The sequence below is a fragment of the Yersinia sp. IP36721 genome, assembly GCF_003634395.1.
Lineage (GTDB): Bacteria > Pseudomonadota > Gammaproteobacteria > Enterobacterales > Enterobacteriaceae > Yersinia > Yersinia entomophaga.
Window position 1 is genome coordinate 39,547 of sequence record NZ_QCZL01000010.1, and the last position, 16,788, is coordinate 56,334.

Here is a 16,788-nt window from a genome sequence, read left to right on the forward strand (position 1 = left end):
ATTTAATCATTTAGTTAGTGGTTTATAACATTGGCTGCTAACCTTTCATCAGGTCATACCAGTTCTGTGGCGTATGTATTTGAAAAATTCATAAATGATGAAAGGGGCGTTGATTAGCATGCATCATGAAGTTTTGGTTAGAAGCTATCATGTTGATGGTTATTTACATGTCAATAATTCACGTTATTTGGAGTTCTTTGAGGAGGGGCGCTGGCGTTGGCTTGATCGAGAGAATCGGCTGGAATGGTTGAAAGAACGGAATATTGGTTTCTATATGGTAAATATCAATATTAATTATCGTAAAGGGGCCGTTGAGGGAGATCTGCTACGAATTGAGAGTCTGGTGTATTCCCTGGAAGGGCGCTGCGGGAAATTCAAGCAGGTCATGAAAAGGTTATCGGACGGCGCGGTTATCGCAGACGCTGATATGACGTTTGTCTGCATAGATATGGGAATACAAAAAGCGCTGCCTATGGAAGGGGAGTTAAAACACAAATTGGAATTATTAGGTAACTAACTTATTGGTATATTTTTTACTATAGCTGAGCTAATGGGGTGCGTTCAGTTCAGCTATTTTATTCTGCAATAGTGGAGTTGGTGTAAGGCTGTTCGCAGAGAGCGAAAATGTAAATAATTGGTTAACTAACTGTGATCTAAATCTAAGTTATATAGTGAGTCTGCTATGTGCTTGGGTGGCTCTGCTATTATCGATGAGGTCATACCAGTTTGGTTTACAGTTCTGGCAGATGCTTACCTGCATTCGATTTTATCCCGTAGCTGAGGTTTTCTATGCGCACCCATATAACAGTTCGTGGTTTTCATATTGACGTTTATCAGCATGTTAATAATGCCCGTTATCTTGAGTTTCTTGAGCAAGCGCGCTGGGAATGGCTGGATGGGGAGGAAGCATTTCAGTGGATGACCCGCAACCATATCGCTTTTATCGTGGTGAACGTCAATATTAGTTACCGTAAACCCGCGGTGTTAGGTGATGTGCTACGCATAGATAGCCATTTGGTAAAACTCAGTGGTAAAAGCGGGGTGCTTAATCAGATTGTGACCTTAGAGTCCGATGGTTCGCTGGTGGCTGATGCCGCACTGACTTTTGTTTGTATTGATCTGAGAACACAAAAAGCTGTGCCAATAGACGGCGAGCTTCGGGAAAGATTGAGTGCGTTAGAAGAGCCGACGCAAGGGCAGTAGTCGTCCTGATGAGCAATGGTGCTTTAATTAGCTTACTTTGAAAATCGTTGCGGCTATTTGGGTTCAGTTTGTTCGAATAATATTTTGCATTGCTCTATAGCTCTATAGCAAGCAGCCTGTGAATTTATGTATCACAGACTGCATAGGCCTGTTTAGGTTGAACCGATTAGGGCTGAACCAAACTGGGGAAACTGAAATTAAAGTAGACCGATTTTCTTTTTAAGGCTGGTCGTGACAGCAGACTTATTAGTTAGGTAATTATTCAGCCCATTAGCCCGTAAGTGGCAGGCTGCACATTCGCCGCAGCCATCGCCTTTAATGCCGTTATAGCAGGTCAGCGTGTGGTGGCGAATAAGGTCTAGCTGTTGGTAATAATCGGCTAATGCCCAGGTCTCAGCTTTGTCTAGCCACATTAGCGGAGTGATGAAAGCGATATCCCGCGCGATGCCGAGATTAATGGCATGGTTGAGGGCTTTAACAAATTCATCGCGGCAATCTGGGTAGCCAGAGAAATCCGTTTCGCATACACCGGTAATGACCGCTTCTGCTTGTACCTGATAAGCGTAGATTGCCGCCAGAGTCAGAAACAGGATATTGCGGCCGGGAACGAAGGTGTTGGGAATGGCATTTTCGCTGCTTTCTTCATAAGTCGGCACGGGAATACTGTCGCGAGTTAGGCTACTGACCGCCAGCTCGTTTAGCATGCAGACATCCAGCACTTTGTGCGCTTTGGCGCCTAATTGAATGACAAGTTCGCGGGCTACGTCGATCTCTTCACGATGGCGCTGACCATAATCAAAAGTCACACAGTGAACTTCATCATATTGCTGCAATGCCTGAATCAGACAGGTGGTGGAGTCCTGCCCACCGCTAAATACTACGACTGCGCGTTTCATTAATCGCTCCCTCGTAGGCTTAAGGTCGATATAACAATAACCTTGAGCCGGAAATTAAATACTGTGGCTATGTTAACTCAGTTAGCTGGCTAAAAGGTAATAACAGGCCGAATTGAATCAGTGAAGCCATTGATAATTACTGTACCTGCAATAAGCGCTATCCAAGGATAGTTCGCTTTAATTATCTAATATGGCGTTATCCAGCGATGAATCTGGGGTAGGGGGCAACCAGGCCTGACAAAAATCAAACCAACCGTAGGCGGTGAGCGTAACGCCTTTGATTCTCGGTGGCGCACTAACCTGATATTGATAATTTAATAGCGGCAGAACCAACCCGGTGGACATCAGCTGTAGATAGTGTTCCCGCAATAATGCATAACGTTCACTTGGTGCTTTAACCTGTTGAATTTGCAGTAATGACTGCTGTTGCCAAAGCAGTAAGTCTGCCGGAAGAATACCCTGCCATAAAAAATCATGGCGTAACCAACTTTCCATGGTGGCTTCGCGGGATTCTCCAACAAGATGGTCTGACATTAAGAGGTCTGCTTGTTCACATTGGTTAACGCTTTGCCAGTGTTTGTTGGCGCAAAATTGAACTTCAAGCTCGCAGCCGTGTTCGGCGAGTAATTTTTTCAACTCGCTGGCAACCATGGTCAACTCTGCTGGTTGCTGGTAGAGCAAAATTAGCCGTTTAGGTAGCGTGATGCTTTTATCTTCTGGGAACCGAGGGATAGGCCAGCCGGGCAACATTTCTTCGCTGGGAATGATAATTCCCCTTTGAATGGATAAATTTGCCAGAAAACCGGATGCCTGAATCAGCATCATCATTTTTCTGGCTTGCTGGGAATTGAGCTGGCCTCGTTTCAGGTTCATGGCTAAATAGCAAAAACCTAGGCTGGTACTGCGTTGAACAGGTTTTGCCAAGGGCATATCTTCGCTTTGCCCAATGGTGATGCTGACCGGATGCTGGCTGCTGCCGTTAACCACAACATCCGGAGGCTGTGGGGAGATCCAGTATTCGATACTGTCGAGATAGGGATGCTGCAAATGATAAAACTCATGTTGTTCGAGCCTTATCAAATGTTTTTCAAAGTCGGCTACTTTAAACGGCCCGGCGCCTACCGATGGAGAGTCAGGGTGAAACAAACGATAGGGCAAATCGGCCATACGGTGAGCCAACCAGTAATCGGGATATTCAAGGGTAAACTGGACGCATAACGCATGCGGCAGAGTTATAGATTTAACATTTTCCAGCCCCGGCTGACCGCGAGGATGGTGACGCAGTATATGGAAGGTTTCCAGTAACTGTGCTCCGCTAATGGGATCGCCATTATGCCAGCGAAGCTGGCTGCGTAAGAAAAATTGCCAGGTTAGGCCATCATCACTAATGTGCCAGTGATGGGCCAGATCGGGCTTTGGCAGAGGATCACCGGTCTGAAAGCGGGTCAGACCCGCATGTAGCGTATATATCAAATGCTGTTCCGCGCGCCCGTTGGTTTCTAGCGGAATTAGCGGTTCCAGCTCTCGATAATAAGGAATTCGTAGTACCGGGCTATCCGCTTGCCATTGCCCGCCCATATGTGGGCTAAGTAATGCATGCAGACGCTGGGGTTCCAACTGGGCTAATTGAAATGCACCCTGATGATCCCCTTGTTGTAATAACTGGCGTAGATAGGTTGCTCGCAATTCATCCGGTGTTTTCAGGCAGTGAATTCGTGCTCGTTTGCCTCTGCCAACTTGCGCATCCCAACTGAGCCAGCCCTGTTCCTCAAATTTTTGGATAAGGGTTCTGGTATGCCGATCGCTACAAAAAAACAGCTTGGCTAATTCACTAACCGTCGTGTTACCAGCCTGCTGGCCAAATTCTTGATATAAACGCTGATATTGAGCCAATCGGTGAAATATGCGCATAGTTAAATCCGGAAGGGTTTGTATTAATTGTTCACTATTAGTTCCCTAAATACTACGCCATACTTTTGTCACTGCCAGCAGGCTCACAATTTTATGAGGTAAGTATGTACCGCTTAGCCGCTTTCGATATGGATGGAACTTTATTAATGCGTAACCATCAGATCGGTGAGGCGACTTTGGAAGCGCTGCATCAATTGCACCAGCGACAGATAATTGTCACTTTTGCTACCGGACGTCATTACCTCGATATGAAAGGGATTTTATCCAGTTTAGGAATTAAAGGTTATCTGATTACCGGTAATGGAACCCGTATTCATGATATTGACGGCAATAAATTGCAGGGTACAGATTTACCCGCGGAATTAGTGCAGTTCGTTCTGGGAACAACCTGGTCTACCAACGCCAGCATGCATATTTTTCGCGATGAAGGCTGGTTTACCAATCGTGACGATCCGGCGCAGTTAACGGCGCATAAACTGAGCGGGTTTAAATACCAACTCACTGAATTTAATCAGTTACCTTTGGCAGGAACACACAAAATCTGTTTCTGCGCGCCTCACGAAGAGCTGTTGCCGCTGAAGGACAGGTTAGCTGCGCGGATGGGGCAAGAGGTGGATTTGTGTTTTTCTGCCAGGGACTGTCTGGAAGTTTTACCTCGTCACTGTAATAAAGGTGCTGCTCTGGCTTCGTTGACAGAACTATTGGGTGTTGAAATGGTCGATTGCATGGCATTTGGAGATGCAATGAATGATAAAGAAATGCTTGATCAGGTTGGGCGCGGAATGGTAATGGGTAACGCATTGCCTCAGCTTAAATCAGCATTGCCGCAGCTTCAGGTTATTGGCCATTGTGAAGAACAGGCCGTAGCTCACTATTTGCAACATTGGCTAAGTTCACCACACCTCACCTATTCCCCCGAATTCTGAGGTGATTGCTATTAGCCAGCCGGATATTTATCCGGCTTTTTTTTGCTTATTATCGACCAACTTTAAATAAATTGGCCGATGAACTGGATGATTACAGGTTTTCCAACTCCGCCTTAAAACTGGTTAAATCCCCAATGTTAGCGCTCACCCATTCAGGGTTGTAATAAGTATCCAGATAGCGTTCTCCGCTGTCGCAGAGCAGAGTGACAATAGCTCCTGACTCGCCTTTTTCACGCATTTGTCGGGCTAACTGTAAAGCACCCCATACGTTAGTGCCGGTGGAGGCGCCCACTTTACGACCCAAAACGCCTTCTAACCAATGTGCCGTAGCAACGCTGGCCGCGTCGGGAACGCGTAGCATGCTATCGATCACCTCAGGAATAAAAGAGGGTTCGGCGCGCGGGCGGCCAATCCCTTCGATGCGGCTGCCGCAGGTGCCGGTTACGCTGCGATCCCGATTGCAGAAGCAATCGTAAAAGACCGAATTTTCCGGATCGACTACCATCAATTGAGTATTATGCCCCTGATAACGAATATAACGGCCCAGCGTCGCCGAAGTGCCACCGGTACCAGCGCTCATCACAATGTAATTGGGAACGGTAAAGGGTTCGCGGGCCATCTGGCGATAGATACTATCGGCAATATTATTATTTCCGCGCCAATCGGTAGCTCGCTCAGCGTAGGTGAATTGGTCCATATAATGGCCGTTTAATTCTTTTGCCAACTGCTCGGACGCGGCATAAATTTGCCCCGCATGATCGACAAAGTGGCAGCGACCACCGTAAAAGGCAATTTGTTCGACTTTTTTGCGCGCGGTGCAGCTTGGCATAACTGCAATAAACGGCAACCCAATCAGGCGGGCAAAGTAAGCTTCAGAAACCGCAGTGCTGCCGGAAGAGGCCTCAATAATAGTTGTCCCTTCCTTTATCCAGCCGTTACACAGGCCGTAAAGAAACAGAGAGCGCGCCAGCCGGTGTTTCAGACTTCCGGTTGGATGGGTGCTTTCGTCTTTCAGATACAGGTAAATGCCAGGAAACTCAGGCAAATTTAAGCGAATTAAGTGTGTATCAGCTGAGCGTTGAAAATCCGCCTCTATTTCACTGATGGCGTTTTTTACCCAAGTATTGGTCATGTAGTGGCCTGCGATGTCGGGGGTATCAAATTATGACTAGGTTAACGGTATTTTGGGAAAAAATTGTTGCCATTTTTACTTCTTTATCTCCTAATGAGAGAAATTTATTCTCTGGAGTGGCGATATGTTAGATAAAACAGACCGAAAACTACTGCGTATGTTGCAGGAGGATTGCACGCTCTCTCTTCAGGTTTTGGCAGAGGCAGTCAATCTGACGTCAACGCCTTGCTGGAAAAGGCTAAAGCGTCTGGAGGATGAAGGTTATATCCGTGGCCGGGTGGCGCTCTTGGATAGCGAAAAACTGGGGCTGGGATTAACGGCTTTCGTACTGATAAAAACCCAACAGCATAATAGCGGCTGGTATCAGGAGTTTGTGCAATTCACTAAGCAGATGCCGGAGGTACTGGCTTTCTACCGTATGGCCGGAGAATATGACTATCTGATGCAGGTCGAAGTTGCGGATATGAAAAGCTACGATAGTTTCTATAAGCGTATGGTGAATGGTGTTCCGGGGTTGATAGATGTAACTTCCAGCTTCGCAATGGAGAAAATTAAGTACACAACGGTACTACCGGTTCCTGAGTGAATAATTCACTAAATAACAACTTTATCGATGTTATTCTATGCCGCATGAGCCGTGGCGAGAGAGTCTGACATTATTCGATTCGCCTCCATACTATTTCCCTTCATATCATGGAATAAAACTGCGTGAGATTGTTTGCTCAACTAGGCTGGTACTTTCGTCGCGAATGGCGTCGCTATTTGGGTGCGGTAGTACTGCTGATCATTATCGCCATTTTACAGCTGTTGCCACCCAAACTGGTTGGGGTCATCGTGGATGGTATGACGGAAAAAACCATGTCCGCCAATATGTTGTGGACATGGATTGGCGTAATGGTAGTGACCGCGATAATAGTGTATCTGCTACGCTACGTCTGGCGCGTATTACTCTTCGGCGCATCCTATCAATTAGCGGTGGAATTACGCTCTAATTTCTACCGTCAGCTTAGCCGGCAGAATCCTGGTTTTTACTTGCGTCACCGCACAGGCGATCTGATGGCTCGCGCCACCAATGATGTCGATCGAGTGGTTTTCGCCGCCGGTGAAGGGGTATTGACGCTGGTGGACTCATTGGTGATGGGCTGTGCGGTGCTGATTGTGATGAGCACACAAATCAGCTGGCAGCTGACGCTGCTGTCGTTGTTACCGATGCCGATAATGGCGATTGTAATCAATTATTTCGGTGATTTATTGCACCAACGTTTTAAATCTGCGCAAGGGGCTTTCTCGGCGTTAAATAATCAGGCGCAAGAGAGCCTGACCAGCATTCGCATGATTAAGGCATTTGGCCTTGAAAATCATCAGTCTGAGCAGTTTTCCCGTGTAGCAACCGAGGCCGGTGCGAAAAATATGCACGTAGCCAAGGTTGATGCCTGTTTTGATCCTACGATTTATATCGCTATCGGCGTAGCCAATTTACTGGCCATCGGTGGCGGTAGCTGGATGGTTGTGAATGGCAGCATTACGTTAGGGCAATTAACCAGTTTTATTATGTATTTAGGGTTGATGATTTGGCCAATGCTGGCGCTGGCGTGGATGTTTAATATCGTTGAGCGTGGCAGTGCCGCTTACGGCCGTATCCGTAGTTTGTTGGAAGAGGCTCCGGTTGTTGTCGATGGACAAACGCCATTACAGGCGGAACGCAGTACTTTGACGATTGATATTCGCCGCTTTGATTATCCCGGAAGTGATAAGCCCGCTTTACAAGACGTCAAGCTGAAGCTGGAGCCAGGAGAGATGCTGGGGCTATGCGGCCCAACCGGTTCGGGGAAAAGTACCTTGCTGGCCTTGATTCAACGACAGTTTGATATAGACGAAGGTGACATTTGCTATCAGGGGCAACCTCTGACGGCTATTCGTTTGGACGATTGGCGTAGCCGCCTGTCGGTGGTCAGCCAAACGCCATTTTTATTCTCGGATACCGTTGCAGGCAATATTGCATTGGGTAAGCCTGAGGCCACGCAGCAGGAAATTGAACAAGCGGCTCGTTTAGCCAGCGTTCACGAAGATATTCTGCGGTTACCACAGGGATACGAAACCGAAGTGGGAGAGCGGGGCGTGATGCTTTCCGGTGGACAAAAGCAGCGTATTTCTATTGCTCGCGCCCTGTTGCTTAATAGCGAAATATTGATTCTGGACGATGCTCTGTCGGCGGTTGATGGGCAGACGGAGCATCAAATCCTGAAGAACCTGCGTCAGTGGGGAGCACATCGCACCGTTATTATTAGCGCTCATCGTCTCTCTGCATTGACTGAGGCAAATGAAATTCTGGTCATGCAACAGGGGGGCGTGGTGCAGCGTGGCGATCATGAGCAGTTACTGAATCAGTCGGGATGGTATCGGGAAATGTATCGTTATCAGCAAATTGAAGCAGCTTTAGATAGCGATGAAGGGCTGGAGGTCGTATCCGATGAGTAAAGCTCGACAACTTTGGCCGACGTTAAAACGTCTGCTGGCTTATGGTTCAGCCTACAAAAGACCCTTGTCTATCGCGATAGTCATGCTGTGGATTGCGGCAGCGGCGGAGGTAAGTGGCCCACTGCTGATCAGCTATTTCATCGATAATATGGTCGCAAAAGGCAATTTGCCCTTGGCTGTAGTGAGTGGCTTGGCGCTGGCCTATTTGCTGCTGCAACTCTTGGCGGCGGCGCTGCATTATTTTCAGACGATTCTGTTTAACCGGGCTGCCGTGGGTGTGGTGCAACAGTTGCGTATTGAAGTGATGGATGCCGCACTACGCCAGCCGCTTAGCGCATTTGATACTCAGCCGGTCGGTCAATTAATTTCTCGCGTTACTAACGATACCGAAGTCATTAAAGATTTATATGTGATGGTGGTTTCTACCGTGCTGAAAAGTGCGGCGTTAATTGGCGCGATGCTGGTGGCGATGTTTAGCCTCGATTGGCGTATGGCGTGGATTGCCATCTGTATTTTTCCGGCGGTTTTGGTGGTCATGGCGCTTTATCAACGCTACAGCACGCCGGTGGTACGGCGAGTACGCGCCTATCTGGCAGATATTAACGATGGTTTTAACGAAGTTATCAACGGCATGGGGGTCATTCAGCAATTCCGCCAGCAGGTTCGTTTTGGCGAGCGAATGTCTGCCGTTAATCGGGCGCACTATAGGGCGCGAATGCAAACTCTGCGTCTAGAAGGCTTCCTGCTACGGCCATTACTCAGCTTGTTTTCGGCATTGGTACTTTGCGGGCTGTTGTTACTGTTTGGGTTGAGCCCAGAAGGCTCGGTGGGTGTGGGGGTACTGTACGCGTTTATTAACTACCTTGGTCGCCTGAATGAACCTTTAATCGAGCTAACTTCTCAGCAATCAATCATGCAGCAGGCGGTGGTGGCTGGGGAACGTATATTCGAACTGATGGATCGCGCTCAGCAAGGTTACGGTCAGGATAATAATCCACTGGCCAGCGGTCATATCCGGATGCGAGACGTTTCCTTCTCTTATCGTTCGGATAAAACAGTGCTAAACCACATCAATCTGGATGTGCCGTCGCGAGGCTTTGTCGCATTGGTCGGGCATACCGGCAGTGGGAAAAGTACGCTAGCCAACTTGCTGATGGGCTATTACCCGGTACAGCAGGGAGAGATTCTGCTGGATGGGCGCCCGCTTGACACACTCTCTCATCAAGTGCTGCGACAGGGTGTCTCCATGGTGCAGCAAGATCCGGTGGTGCTGGCTGATTCTTTCTTTGCCAATATTACACTGGGGCGTGATATCAGTGAGGAACAGGTTTGGCAGACGCTGGAAACCGTTCAACTGGCACCTTTGGTCCGCGCCTTGCCGGAAGGATTACACACTCGTTTGGGGGAGCAGGGCAATACGCTGTCGGTTGGACAAAAACAGCTACTGGCTATGGCTCGTGTATTGGTACAAACGCCGCAAATTCTGATTCTGGACGAGGCAACGGCCAATATTGACTCCGGCACGGAACAGGCTATTCAGAAAGCTTTGCACTTAATCCGAAAAAATACCACGCTGGTGGTGATTGCTCATCGTTTGTCGACCATTGTGGATGCCGACAGTATTTTAGTTCTGCATCGTGGACAAGCGGTGGAGCAAGGCAAGCATCAGGAACTCCTTGCGCAACAGGGCCGCTATTATCAAATGTATCAATTGCAGTTAGTTAGCGAAGAACTGGAGACCGTCGAACCGGAAGAAGCCGCTATTAGCTAGCTCAGATTGTCAGGGGGAGCTTTCCCCCTGAAATTCAATTCATGCCCGCTTATTTTCTTCCCCGCACTAAAATCTGGCGTCTTGCGCCGCCTTGTTCGTGGAAATGCACTTTTGTGACGCGTGTGGCACTATTTTGGTGCACAAAAAACGTACTGCTCGCTGCTGCGGTGAGATTCACACCTATACTGAAGTCGATAATCCATCCTCAAGCCTCTTTTTATCAATAAATTCTTCGCTAGTTTATTTATGGCACATCCTTTGCTTTATCCCTGATGCGGCAGACGTTATTCGGACTTAATTCGAGAAGGGGCAAATATGAAGCTGGTTACCGTGGTAATAAAACCATTCAAACTTGAGGATGTGCGCGAAGCCTTATCCTCCATAGGTATTCAGGGGCTGACCGTAACCGAAGTGAAAGGATTTGGTCGCCAGAAAGGACATGCTGAACTTTATCGTGGGGCTGAATATAGCGTTAATTTCCTGCCCAAAGTCAAAATAGACATTGCTATTGCCGATGATCAATTGGATGAAGTCATTGATGTCATCAGCAAAGCGGCCTACACCGGCAAGATCGGTGATGGCAAAATTTTCGTTGCCGAATTGCAACGGGTTATTCGCATTCGTACCGGTGAAACAGACGAAGCAGCGCTCTGATTCTAGGCTCAAATTTAGTGATTAGGGATGGGTTGATAATGAAAAAACGTTTATCCGTGTGGGGCCTGAGCGCAGCAGCCATGTTGCCTTCGATGGCTATGGCCGCCGCGCCTGCGGTCGCTGATAAAGCCGATAACGCCTTTATGATGATCTGCACTGCGTTGGTGTTGTTCATGACTATCCCAGGCATCGCTTTGTTTTACGGTGGCTTGATTCGTTCGAAAAACGTGCTGTCACTAATGACACAGGTGATGGTCACTTTCGCTCTGGTCTGCGTACTGTGGATTATCTACGGCTACAGTCTGGCTTTCGGCACAGGTAACGCATTCTTCGGTGGTTTCGAAATGGCAATGCTGAAAGGCATTGGCTTGACCAACCTGAGCGGCACTTTCTATCAATTGATTCACGTTGCGTTTCAGGCTTCATTCGCCTGTATTACCGTGGCGTTGATTGTCGGTGCCTTTGCTGAACGTATCCGCTTCTCTGCGGTGCTCATTTTCACTCTGATCTGGCTGACTTTCTCTTATTTACCTATGGCGCATATGGTGTGGGGCGGCGGTTTTCTGGCACAGGATGGCGCGCTGGACTTTGCCGGTGGCACCGTGGTGCATATTAACGCCGCGGTAGCCGGTTTGGTCGGTGCCTATATGCTGGGTAAACGAGCAGGCTTTGGGAAAGAAGCCTTTAAACCTCACAACTTGCCTATGGTCTTTACCGGTACCGCTATTCTGTATATCGGCTGGTTTGGCTTTAACGCAGGTTCTGCCAGTTCAGCGAATGAAATTGCCGCATTGGCCTTTATTAATACCGTGGTGGCAACAGCTGGCGCTATTTTATCCTGGGTATTTGCCGAGTGGATTTTACGTGGGAAACCATCGTTGCTCGGCGCTTGTTCCGGCTGTATCGCGGGTCTGGTTGCTATTACGCCGGCTGCGGGCACCGTGGGCGTTGGTGGCGCGCTGATTATTGGTTTAGTCGGTGGCGTTGCTGGGTTGTGGGGCGTTGTATTACTGAAGAAATGGCTACGTGTTGATGATACTTGTGATGTATTTGGCGTACACGGCGTCTGCGGTATCGTAGGTTGCATACTTACCGGCGTGTTTACCGCATCTTCACTGGGAGGCACCGGTTATGCGGCTGGTGTCACCATGGGGCATCAGGTCGGCGTACAGCTCTTCAGTATTGGCGTGTGTGTTGTCTGGTCTGGCGTTGTTGCCTTTATCGCTTTCAAAATTGCCGATGTTATCGTTGGCCTGAGAGTGCCAGAAGAGCAGGAACGCGAAGGTTTGGATGTTAACAGCCACGGTGAAAATGCTTATAACCAGTAAGAATTTGAGTTCGAAATAAGTAATATTTAGCGAAGGGGCGATATTGATTTCGCCCCTTTGTTGATTAAAGAGATTAGAAAGAAGTAAAACCGAATGAATCAGCGGCACAAGTACCCATCAGCCGCGTAAACGAATAACCCCTTCTTGCACCGTAGAGGCGACGAGCACACCCTGGCGATTGTAAATCTGACCACGAACAAAGCCACGAGCGCCGGATGCTGAAGTACTTTCTACCGTATACAACAGCCATTCATCCAGGCGGAATGGGCGGTGGAACCACATAGAATGATCGATGGTAGCAATCTGTACTCCCGGCTCGAGAAAACCGATGCCATGAGGCTGAAGAGCCGTCGGCAAGAAGTTAAAATCAGACGCGTAGCCCAGCAAATATTGGTGGATATCCAAATCGTCCGGCATCTGGCCGTTAGCGCGGAACCATACGTGACGCAGCGGTTCTTCTTTATGACCTTTCAACGGGTTATGGAATTTAACCGGTCGCATTTCAATCGGCTGGTGGCCAATAAACTTATCCCGCAGTTTTTCTGGAATCAGGTGCGCCAGATTTTTGGCGATTTCGGCTTCCGATACCAAACCTTCCGGCGGTGGCACATCCGGCATGTCATTCTGATGCTCAAATCCCTCTTCAGGCGTTTGGAATGACGCGGTCATAAAGAAGATCGGTTTGCCATTTTGAATAGCGCTGACGCGGCGTGCGCTAAAGCTGGTGCCATCTCGCAGGTTTTCCACATCGTAAACGATAGGTTTGCTGCTGTCGCCGGGGCGAAGAAAATAGCTATGGAAAGAGTGAATGTAACGATCGGCTGGTGCGGTCTGTTTCGCAGCATAAATTGCCTGGCCGACAACCTGTCCGCCAAATACCTGACGCAGCCCTAAGTCTTCACTTTGGCCACGATAAAGACCCTCTTCGATCTTTTCCAGATTAATCAAGTTGAGGAGCTTTTGCAGTGCCTGACCCATGGTGTGGCCCTCTGTGTTTTCTTTCAGCATAGTGTGCTGAATTATTAGGTAGCTAGTCAATGTATTGCTATTAATTCACTATACAAACTATTGTTTGTAGAGAAACTAATTGCTAACTGAATGATTAGGCTGGATGTCAGAAACGCCAGGTAGCGTTTTATGCTATAATTACCTGTCTAGGTGGTTGAAGCCACTTATTAAGCGCCGGATTTTCGATGAGTCACCGGCATTGGGATAATAAGAAGGAGACGACCCTATGAAACTATGGCAGATAGTTGGCGGCGCAGCATTAACGGTAACCTTGGCGGGTTGCGCGAATCACGGCGCAGAAGTTCCTACCCAGACGGCAGCAAGCGCCGCAGCGACCTCGGCCGCTATCGCGCAGCCATCAGTCAGAGGTACCGTAAATATTCGCGAACGTGTGGCATTGCCACCTGACGCAGTCATTACGGTAACCTTGTCTGATGCTTCTTTGGCCGATGCTCCTTCCAAAGTGATTGCTCAGCGTGCAGTGCGAACCGACGGCAAGCAGGCACCTTTTACTTTCGTGCTGCCGTTTAATCCTGCGGAAATTACGCCTAACGCTCGGATTATCCTTAGCGCGGCGATAACTCAGAATGGCCAGTTATTATTTATCACTGATACCATTCAGGAAGTGATTAACCGTGGTCAGGGGACAAATGCGGATCTGGTATTAGTACCGGTAACCTCCGCGCCAATTCAGACTACACCTTAATCACCTTTGAGAATGACATAAAAGCAGGATGGAATAGATGCCAAGGCGTATTTTCCCATACTGCTTTTATCTTTCTGTTTTAATTTTCCGCTATTACCAACGCCAGGCAAATCGTTTAAGGTCGATATATCCTTGAACTTCAAAAGTGACACCTTCCGCTAGTAAGGCTTTTTGCTGACGCAAATAATCTTCGCCGCTTAGTGAGATTTCACCGTGGCGATTGACGACACGATGCCAGGGTAGGCTAGTGCCTTCCGGCAGGCGTTTCAGTACTCCACCGACCTGTCTGGCTGCCCGTGGCGAGCCGCACAGACGCGCGATGGTGCCATAGGTGGTCACCTGACCATAAGGAATGGCGGATACCACATGAAATACGCGCTGACGGAAACTATCTTCTTCCTGTTCCATACTCTGCGGAGCTCTTTTTAAATGAATGCGAGTGCCTGGAATTATTATCATGCAATATCCCCGGAGCTGCGAGAAACATATTTCTGACGGCCACTAGCCATTTGTTGGGCAAGAAACCACCAGTTGATGCGGGTTGTCTTGCTATTTAGCGGGGTATGGTCAATAATGCCCACCGCTTCGGAGTATCAGGAGCTGTCAATGGAGGCTCTGTTGGTTCTCCCGCAACACTAACTTGTGAACTCGGTCAGGTCCGGAAGGAAGCAGCCGCAGCAGGCGAGGTGTGTGCCGGGATGTAGCTGGCAGGGTCTCCACCAATTCTGGCCTAGCCTAAATCTCTCCTGTTTCTCATATATCGCCATTTACACCCAACGACTTATACCTGACTACTCCTACCTCACTACCCAGATGATTTAATCGCTTTCTTTAGGCTGTTGCAGCGATTTCACCAACGTTTGCTCTCTCCCCGTAGTTATCCTTTTAGCCTGTATCGTTTAACCGAGACAAAGGCACAATATGCTCAATACATTTTGTATTTAGATATCTCTCTTTGTCATCCCCATAGTTTATCAATGGCAAGAATGGATATTTTTAAAAAACTACGGGGAAAAAGCGTTGGGGTGTTTCTTATAAGAATTGAATTTTTAGCCACTAACCATAATACCTAAACCTTGAAGCTAACCATTATTGTTTTGGATAAAAGGCTATTTTTAACTGGATTTGACAAAATTAGATTAAAATATTGGCGTAAAGGGGTGTTGTACCGGGTTACGTAAATAACCGTACAGACAGAAAAGAGTTTTTACATAGTTTATGATAACCGTTAAATCATTACCCCATTGAAGCCGATAGGGTTATCGGCTCAACGTTGTTCGTCTTAACCAGCGCTAAGCGATTTACCTTACATACTTCCAAACACCCATAGGAATCTTATCATACAGTTTATTCATAGTTAGCTCAGCCAGGCGATGATCTGCGGCGGAGTAGAATAATTCCAGTTCGTCATCAGATAGTTCATACGTATTTTTTTCAATAACACGTTCTAAAGTGTCAATTGTTGTGCATTTTCTTAAACGCATCAGATAGTCAGTTTTGGTCATAATGGAAATTCTTCTCAATATATGAATAAAATATGAATAAAGAAATTATAGGGCACTATCCCTTAATTTTTCATCAGGGTACAGACGTATTCCCCTGAGAATAGTCTGAATAATCGGTCTTTTGTTTTCTGCCAGCGACGCAATTCCGGGTCATTAATTCCGTAACTACTAAACAGTGTATAAGTGTCGTCTAGATATTCCTCCACTAACTCGGAGAGGTCCGCTTCTTCCGCGTATTTTATTTTAAAACTCATCACAAATGAAGCTATATGCTCGATCAAATCATTTAACTGTAAATTTATCGCAGAAGTCGGATCGTTTACCCAGCCGTGGTGACTATCGCCTAATGTGGCAATACCTTCATCATACAAATTCTCACATAAGAATTTCAACTGAGCAATATCATGTCGCTTAGGTGAGTACTCATCCATATCATCCCCTCCGTTAACGCTTAATCGGTGCGATAACACATAGTGAGTAGACTGATAATCATTATACGAACAGGTAAACAGCCAGAAAGTAAATAAGTCTGTCGTATACAAATATAAATCATTTTTTCAGTCACTGCTCTATCTTTATTACTTAATCTTACAATTCATCAGCGGTAGAGGGTTTGTCGTAATCTATTATATCAAAGATTATTTTTTCAGGATGTACAATAAATGTTACAGCGTTAGTAATGTAATCTTGGGTGTTGATATCAAGACAGGCGTTAAAAATATACCATTGATAACGGTAAGTCATTGAATAATCGTTAAGCTGAATGTTTTTAATCTCAAGAATTTCTAATGAGCCTGCAGCGTAGCGTGCATCTTCGGAATAATACATTAGCCCAGACGTCAGGTTTTCTTCAATCGTGCTGATATTATCTTTTATTACCTCACTCAGTTGTGAAACAGAGCTGAGGCAGCGGGAGAAGTCTCCTCGGATTTCCTTGTTCATTAATTGTTCGCTTATGGGCTAATTAATTTATTTAATGTATCAAAACTCAAGGGCAGGGAGTGAACCTGCTGATACAGCCTGTTGTCCATGAGATTTAAGTGGTTTTTGAATAATTCGAATAAGTAATATTATTAATCAAATAAACAGCTTAGCAATGTAGTGTAATACGTCAGAATAGACTTAATATTGTTTAATCTTGACGAGTGAGAGTCATGGCTTCCTAATATTTCCCGATTATTGCACTGTGAGTACAAGAAAAATTTAAGACTAAATTCATCTGTTGAGCGGTTAATGTGAAGGGAAGCCCATGATGGAGGGACGCAGCCTT

The 16,788-nt window shown here is 47.0% G+C and carries 17 protein-coding genes and 1 other RNA gene; 10 read left to right on the plus strand and 8 right to left on the minus strand.

Going from position 1 to position 16,788, the window contains the following annotated elements; all coding sequences use genetic code 11:
• Window positions 1-118: 118 nt before the first annotated feature.
• The gene (locus DBA33_RS10260; protein WP_064512251.1) at window positions 119-517 is read left to right on the plus strand and encodes a thioesterase family protein; all 399 of its coding nucleotides are present in this window, start codon (window positions 119-121) and stop codon (window positions 515-517) included.
• A 272-nt stretch (window positions 518-789) separates the two neighbouring features.
• Entirely contained in the window at window positions 790-1,203 is a 414-nt protein-coding gene (locus DBA33_RS10265; protein WP_064512253.1) for a thioesterase family protein, read from the plus strand.
• A 197-nt stretch (window positions 1,204-1,400) separates the two neighbouring features.
• Here DBA33_RS10265 and queC read toward each other — a convergent pair whose 3' ends face one another.
• Both queC and DBA33_RS10275 read right to left on the minus strand, forming a co-directional pair.
• Entirely contained in the window at window positions 1,401-2,099 is a 699-nt protein-coding gene (gene queC / locus DBA33_RS10270; RefSeq protein ID WP_120806385.1) for a 7-cyano-7-deazaguanine synthase QueC, read from the minus strand.
• A 177-nt stretch (window positions 2,100-2,276) separates the two neighbouring features.
• A complete protein-coding gene (locus tag DBA33_RS10275; protein WP_120806387.1) occupies window positions 2,277-4,010 on the minus strand; it encodes an SgrR family transcriptional regulator in 1,734 nt (577 codons plus the stop codon).
• Between the two features lie 104 nt (window positions 4,011-4,114).
• On the opposite strand from DBA33_RS10275, the gene cof reads away from it, so the two are divergent.
• Window positions 4,115-4,936, plus strand: coding sequence for an HMP-PP phosphatase (gene cof / locus DBA33_RS10280; RefSeq protein WP_120806388.1), 822 nt, complete (start codon window positions 4,115-4,117; stop codon window positions 4,934-4,936).
• Window positions 4,937-5,027: 91 nt separating this feature from the next.
• On the opposite strand, the gene DBA33_RS10285 is transcribed toward cof, so the two are convergent.
• Window positions 5,028-6,068 carry a PLP-dependent cysteine synthase family protein gene (locus DBA33_RS10285; RefSeq protein WP_064512260.1) on the minus strand — a complete coding sequence of 347 codons (1,041 nt, stop codon included), beginning with the start codon at window positions 6,066-6,068 and terminating at the stop codon, window positions 5,028-5,030.
• Window positions 6,069-6,192: 124 nt separating this feature from the next.
• On the opposite strand from DBA33_RS10285, the gene DBA33_RS10290 reads away from it, so the two are divergent.
• The 5 genes from DBA33_RS10290 (at window position 6,193) to amtB (ending at window position 12,299) form a co-directional block, all read left to right on the plus strand.
• Window positions 6,193-6,654: an Lrp/AsnC family transcriptional regulator gene (locus DBA33_RS10290; RefSeq protein ID WP_049598560.1), complete on the plus strand. Its 462-nt coding sequence runs from the start codon at window positions 6,193-6,195 to the stop codon at window positions 6,652-6,654.
• Between the two features lie 122 nt (window positions 6,655-6,776).
• Complete coding sequence (locus DBA33_RS10295) at window positions 6,777-8,546, plus strand: SmdA family multidrug ABC transporter permease/ATP-binding protein (RefSeq protein WP_120806390.1); 1,770 nt, start codon at window positions 6,777-6,779, stop codon at window positions 8,544-8,546.
• Entirely contained in the window at window positions 8,539-10,317 is a 1,779-nt protein-coding gene (locus DBA33_RS10300) for a SmdB family multidrug efflux ABC transporter permease/ATP-binding protein (protein ID WP_120806392.1), read from the plus strand. The genes DBA33_RS10295 and DBA33_RS10300 overlap by 8 nt, the downstream gene beginning before the upstream one ends.
• 315 nt (window positions 10,318-10,632) lie before the next feature.
• Window positions 10,633-10,971 (plus strand): P-II family nitrogen regulator, encoded by a 339-nt coding sequence (gene glnK / locus DBA33_RS10305; RefSeq protein ID WP_009114005.1) that lies wholly within the window; start codon window positions 10,633-10,635, stop codon window positions 10,969-10,971.
• A gap of 38 nt (window positions 10,972-11,009) precedes the next feature.
• Window positions 11,010-12,299: an ammonium transporter AmtB gene (amtB, locus tag DBA33_RS10310; RefSeq protein ID WP_064512266.1), complete on the plus strand. Its 1,290-nt coding sequence runs from the start codon at window positions 11,010-11,012 to the stop codon at window positions 12,297-12,299.
• A 117-nt stretch (window positions 12,300-12,416) separates the two neighbouring features.
• Here amtB and tesB read toward each other — a convergent pair whose 3' ends face one another.
• Entirely contained in the window at window positions 12,417-13,277 is an 861-nt protein-coding gene (tesB, locus tag DBA33_RS10315) for an acyl-CoA thioesterase II (RefSeq protein ID WP_064512267.1), read from the minus strand.
• Between the two features lie 256 nt (window positions 13,278-13,533).
• Between tesB and DBA33_RS10320 the strand changes: the two genes are divergently transcribed.
• Window positions 13,534-14,013, plus strand: a complete 480-nt coding sequence (locus tag DBA33_RS10320) for a YbaY family lipoprotein (protein WP_120806396.1) — start codon at window positions 13,534-13,536, stop codon at window positions 14,011-14,013.
• A 93-nt stretch (window positions 14,014-14,106) separates the two neighbouring features.
• Here the strand turns inward: DBA33_RS10320 and DBA33_RS10325 are convergent, their stop codons facing one another.
• The gene (locus DBA33_RS10325) at window positions 14,107-14,421 is read right to left on the minus strand and encodes an MGMT family protein (protein WP_235601054.1); all 315 of its coding nucleotides are present in this window, start codon (window positions 14,419-14,421) and stop codon (window positions 14,107-14,109) included.
• Window positions 14,422-14,629: 208 nt separating this feature from the next.
• Between DBA33_RS10325 and ffs the strand changes: the two genes are divergently transcribed.
• Window positions 14,630-14,726: signal recognition particle sRNA small type (ffs, locus tag DBA33_RS10330), an RNA gene on the plus strand.
• Between the two features lie 588 nt (window positions 14,727-15,314).
• Here the strand turns inward: ffs and DBA33_RS10335 are convergent.
• The 3 genes from DBA33_RS10335 to DBA33_RS10345 form a co-directional block, all read right to left on the minus strand.
• Window positions 15,315-15,518, minus strand: coding sequence for an HHA domain-containing protein (locus DBA33_RS10335; protein ID WP_064512271.1), 204 nt, complete (start codon window positions 15,516-15,518; stop codon window positions 15,315-15,317).
• A 62-nt stretch (window positions 15,519-15,580) separates the two neighbouring features.
• Complete coding sequence (gene tomB / locus DBA33_RS10340) at window positions 15,581-15,949, minus strand: Hha toxicity modulator TomB (RefSeq protein ID WP_064512273.1); 369 nt, start codon at window positions 15,947-15,949, stop codon at window positions 15,581-15,583.
• A 157-nt stretch (window positions 15,950-16,106) separates the two neighbouring features.
• Window positions 16,107-16,460, minus strand: coding sequence for a hypothetical protein (locus tag DBA33_RS10345; protein WP_064512275.1), 354 nt, complete (start codon window positions 16,458-16,460; stop codon window positions 16,107-16,109).
• Between the last annotated feature and the right edge of the window lie 328 nt (window positions 16,461-16,788).

Coding starts and splice junctions, on each gene's coding strand:
- DBA33_RS10260 (WP_064512251.1), top strand. CDS start 119: ATGCATCATGAAGTTTTGGTTAGAAGCTATCATGTTGATGGTTATTTA.
- DBA33_RS10265 (WP_064512253.1), top strand. CDS start 790: ATGCGCACCCATATAACAGTTCGTGGTTTTCATATTGACGTTTATCAG.
- queC (WP_120806385.1), bottom strand. CDS start 2,099: ATGAAACGCGCAGTCGTAGTATTTAGCGGTGGGCAGGACTCCACCACC.
- DBA33_RS10275 (WP_120806387.1), bottom strand. CDS start 4,010: ATGCGCATATTTCACCGATTGGCTCAATATCAGCGTTTATATCAAGAA.
- cof (WP_120806388.1), top strand. CDS start 4,115: ATGTACCGCTTAGCCGCTTTCGATATGGATGGAACTTTATTAATGCGT.
- DBA33_RS10285 (WP_064512260.1), bottom strand. CDS start 6,068: ATGACCAATACTTGGGTAAAAAACGCCATCAGTGAAATAGAGGCGGAT.
- DBA33_RS10290 (WP_049598560.1), top strand. CDS start 6,193: ATGTTAGATAAAACAGACCGAAAACTACTGCGTATGTTGCAGGAGGAT.
- DBA33_RS10300 (WP_120806392.1), top strand. CDS start 8,539: ATGAGTAAAGCTCGACAACTTTGGCCGACGTTAAAACGTCTGCTGGCT.
- glnK (WP_009114005.1), top strand. CDS start 10,633: ATGAAGCTGGTTACCGTGGTAATAAAACCATTCAAACTTGAGGATGTG.
- amtB (WP_064512266.1), top strand. CDS start 11,010: ATGAAAAAACGTTTATCCGTGTGGGGCCTGAGCGCAGCAGCCATGTTG.
- tesB (WP_064512267.1), bottom strand. CDS start 13,277: ATGGGTCAGGCACTGCAAAAGCTCCTCAACTTGATTAATCTGGAAAAG.
- DBA33_RS10320 (WP_120806396.1), top strand. CDS start 13,534: ATGAAACTATGGCAGATAGTTGGCGGCGCAGCATTAACGGTAACCTTG.
- DBA33_RS10325 (WP_235601054.1), bottom strand. CDS start 14,421: ATGGAACAGGAAGAAGATAGTTTCCGTCAGCGCGTATTTCATGTGGTA.
- DBA33_RS10335 (WP_064512271.1), bottom strand. CDS start 15,518: ATGACCAAAACTGACTATCTGATGCGTTTAAGAAAATGCACAACAATT.
- tomB (WP_064512273.1), bottom strand. CDS start 15,949: ATGGATGAGTACTCACCTAAGCGACATGATATTGCTCAGTTGAAATTC.
- DBA33_RS10345 (WP_064512275.1), bottom strand. CDS start 16,460: ATGAACAAGGAAATCCGAGGAGACTTCTCCCGCTGCCTCAGCTCTGTT.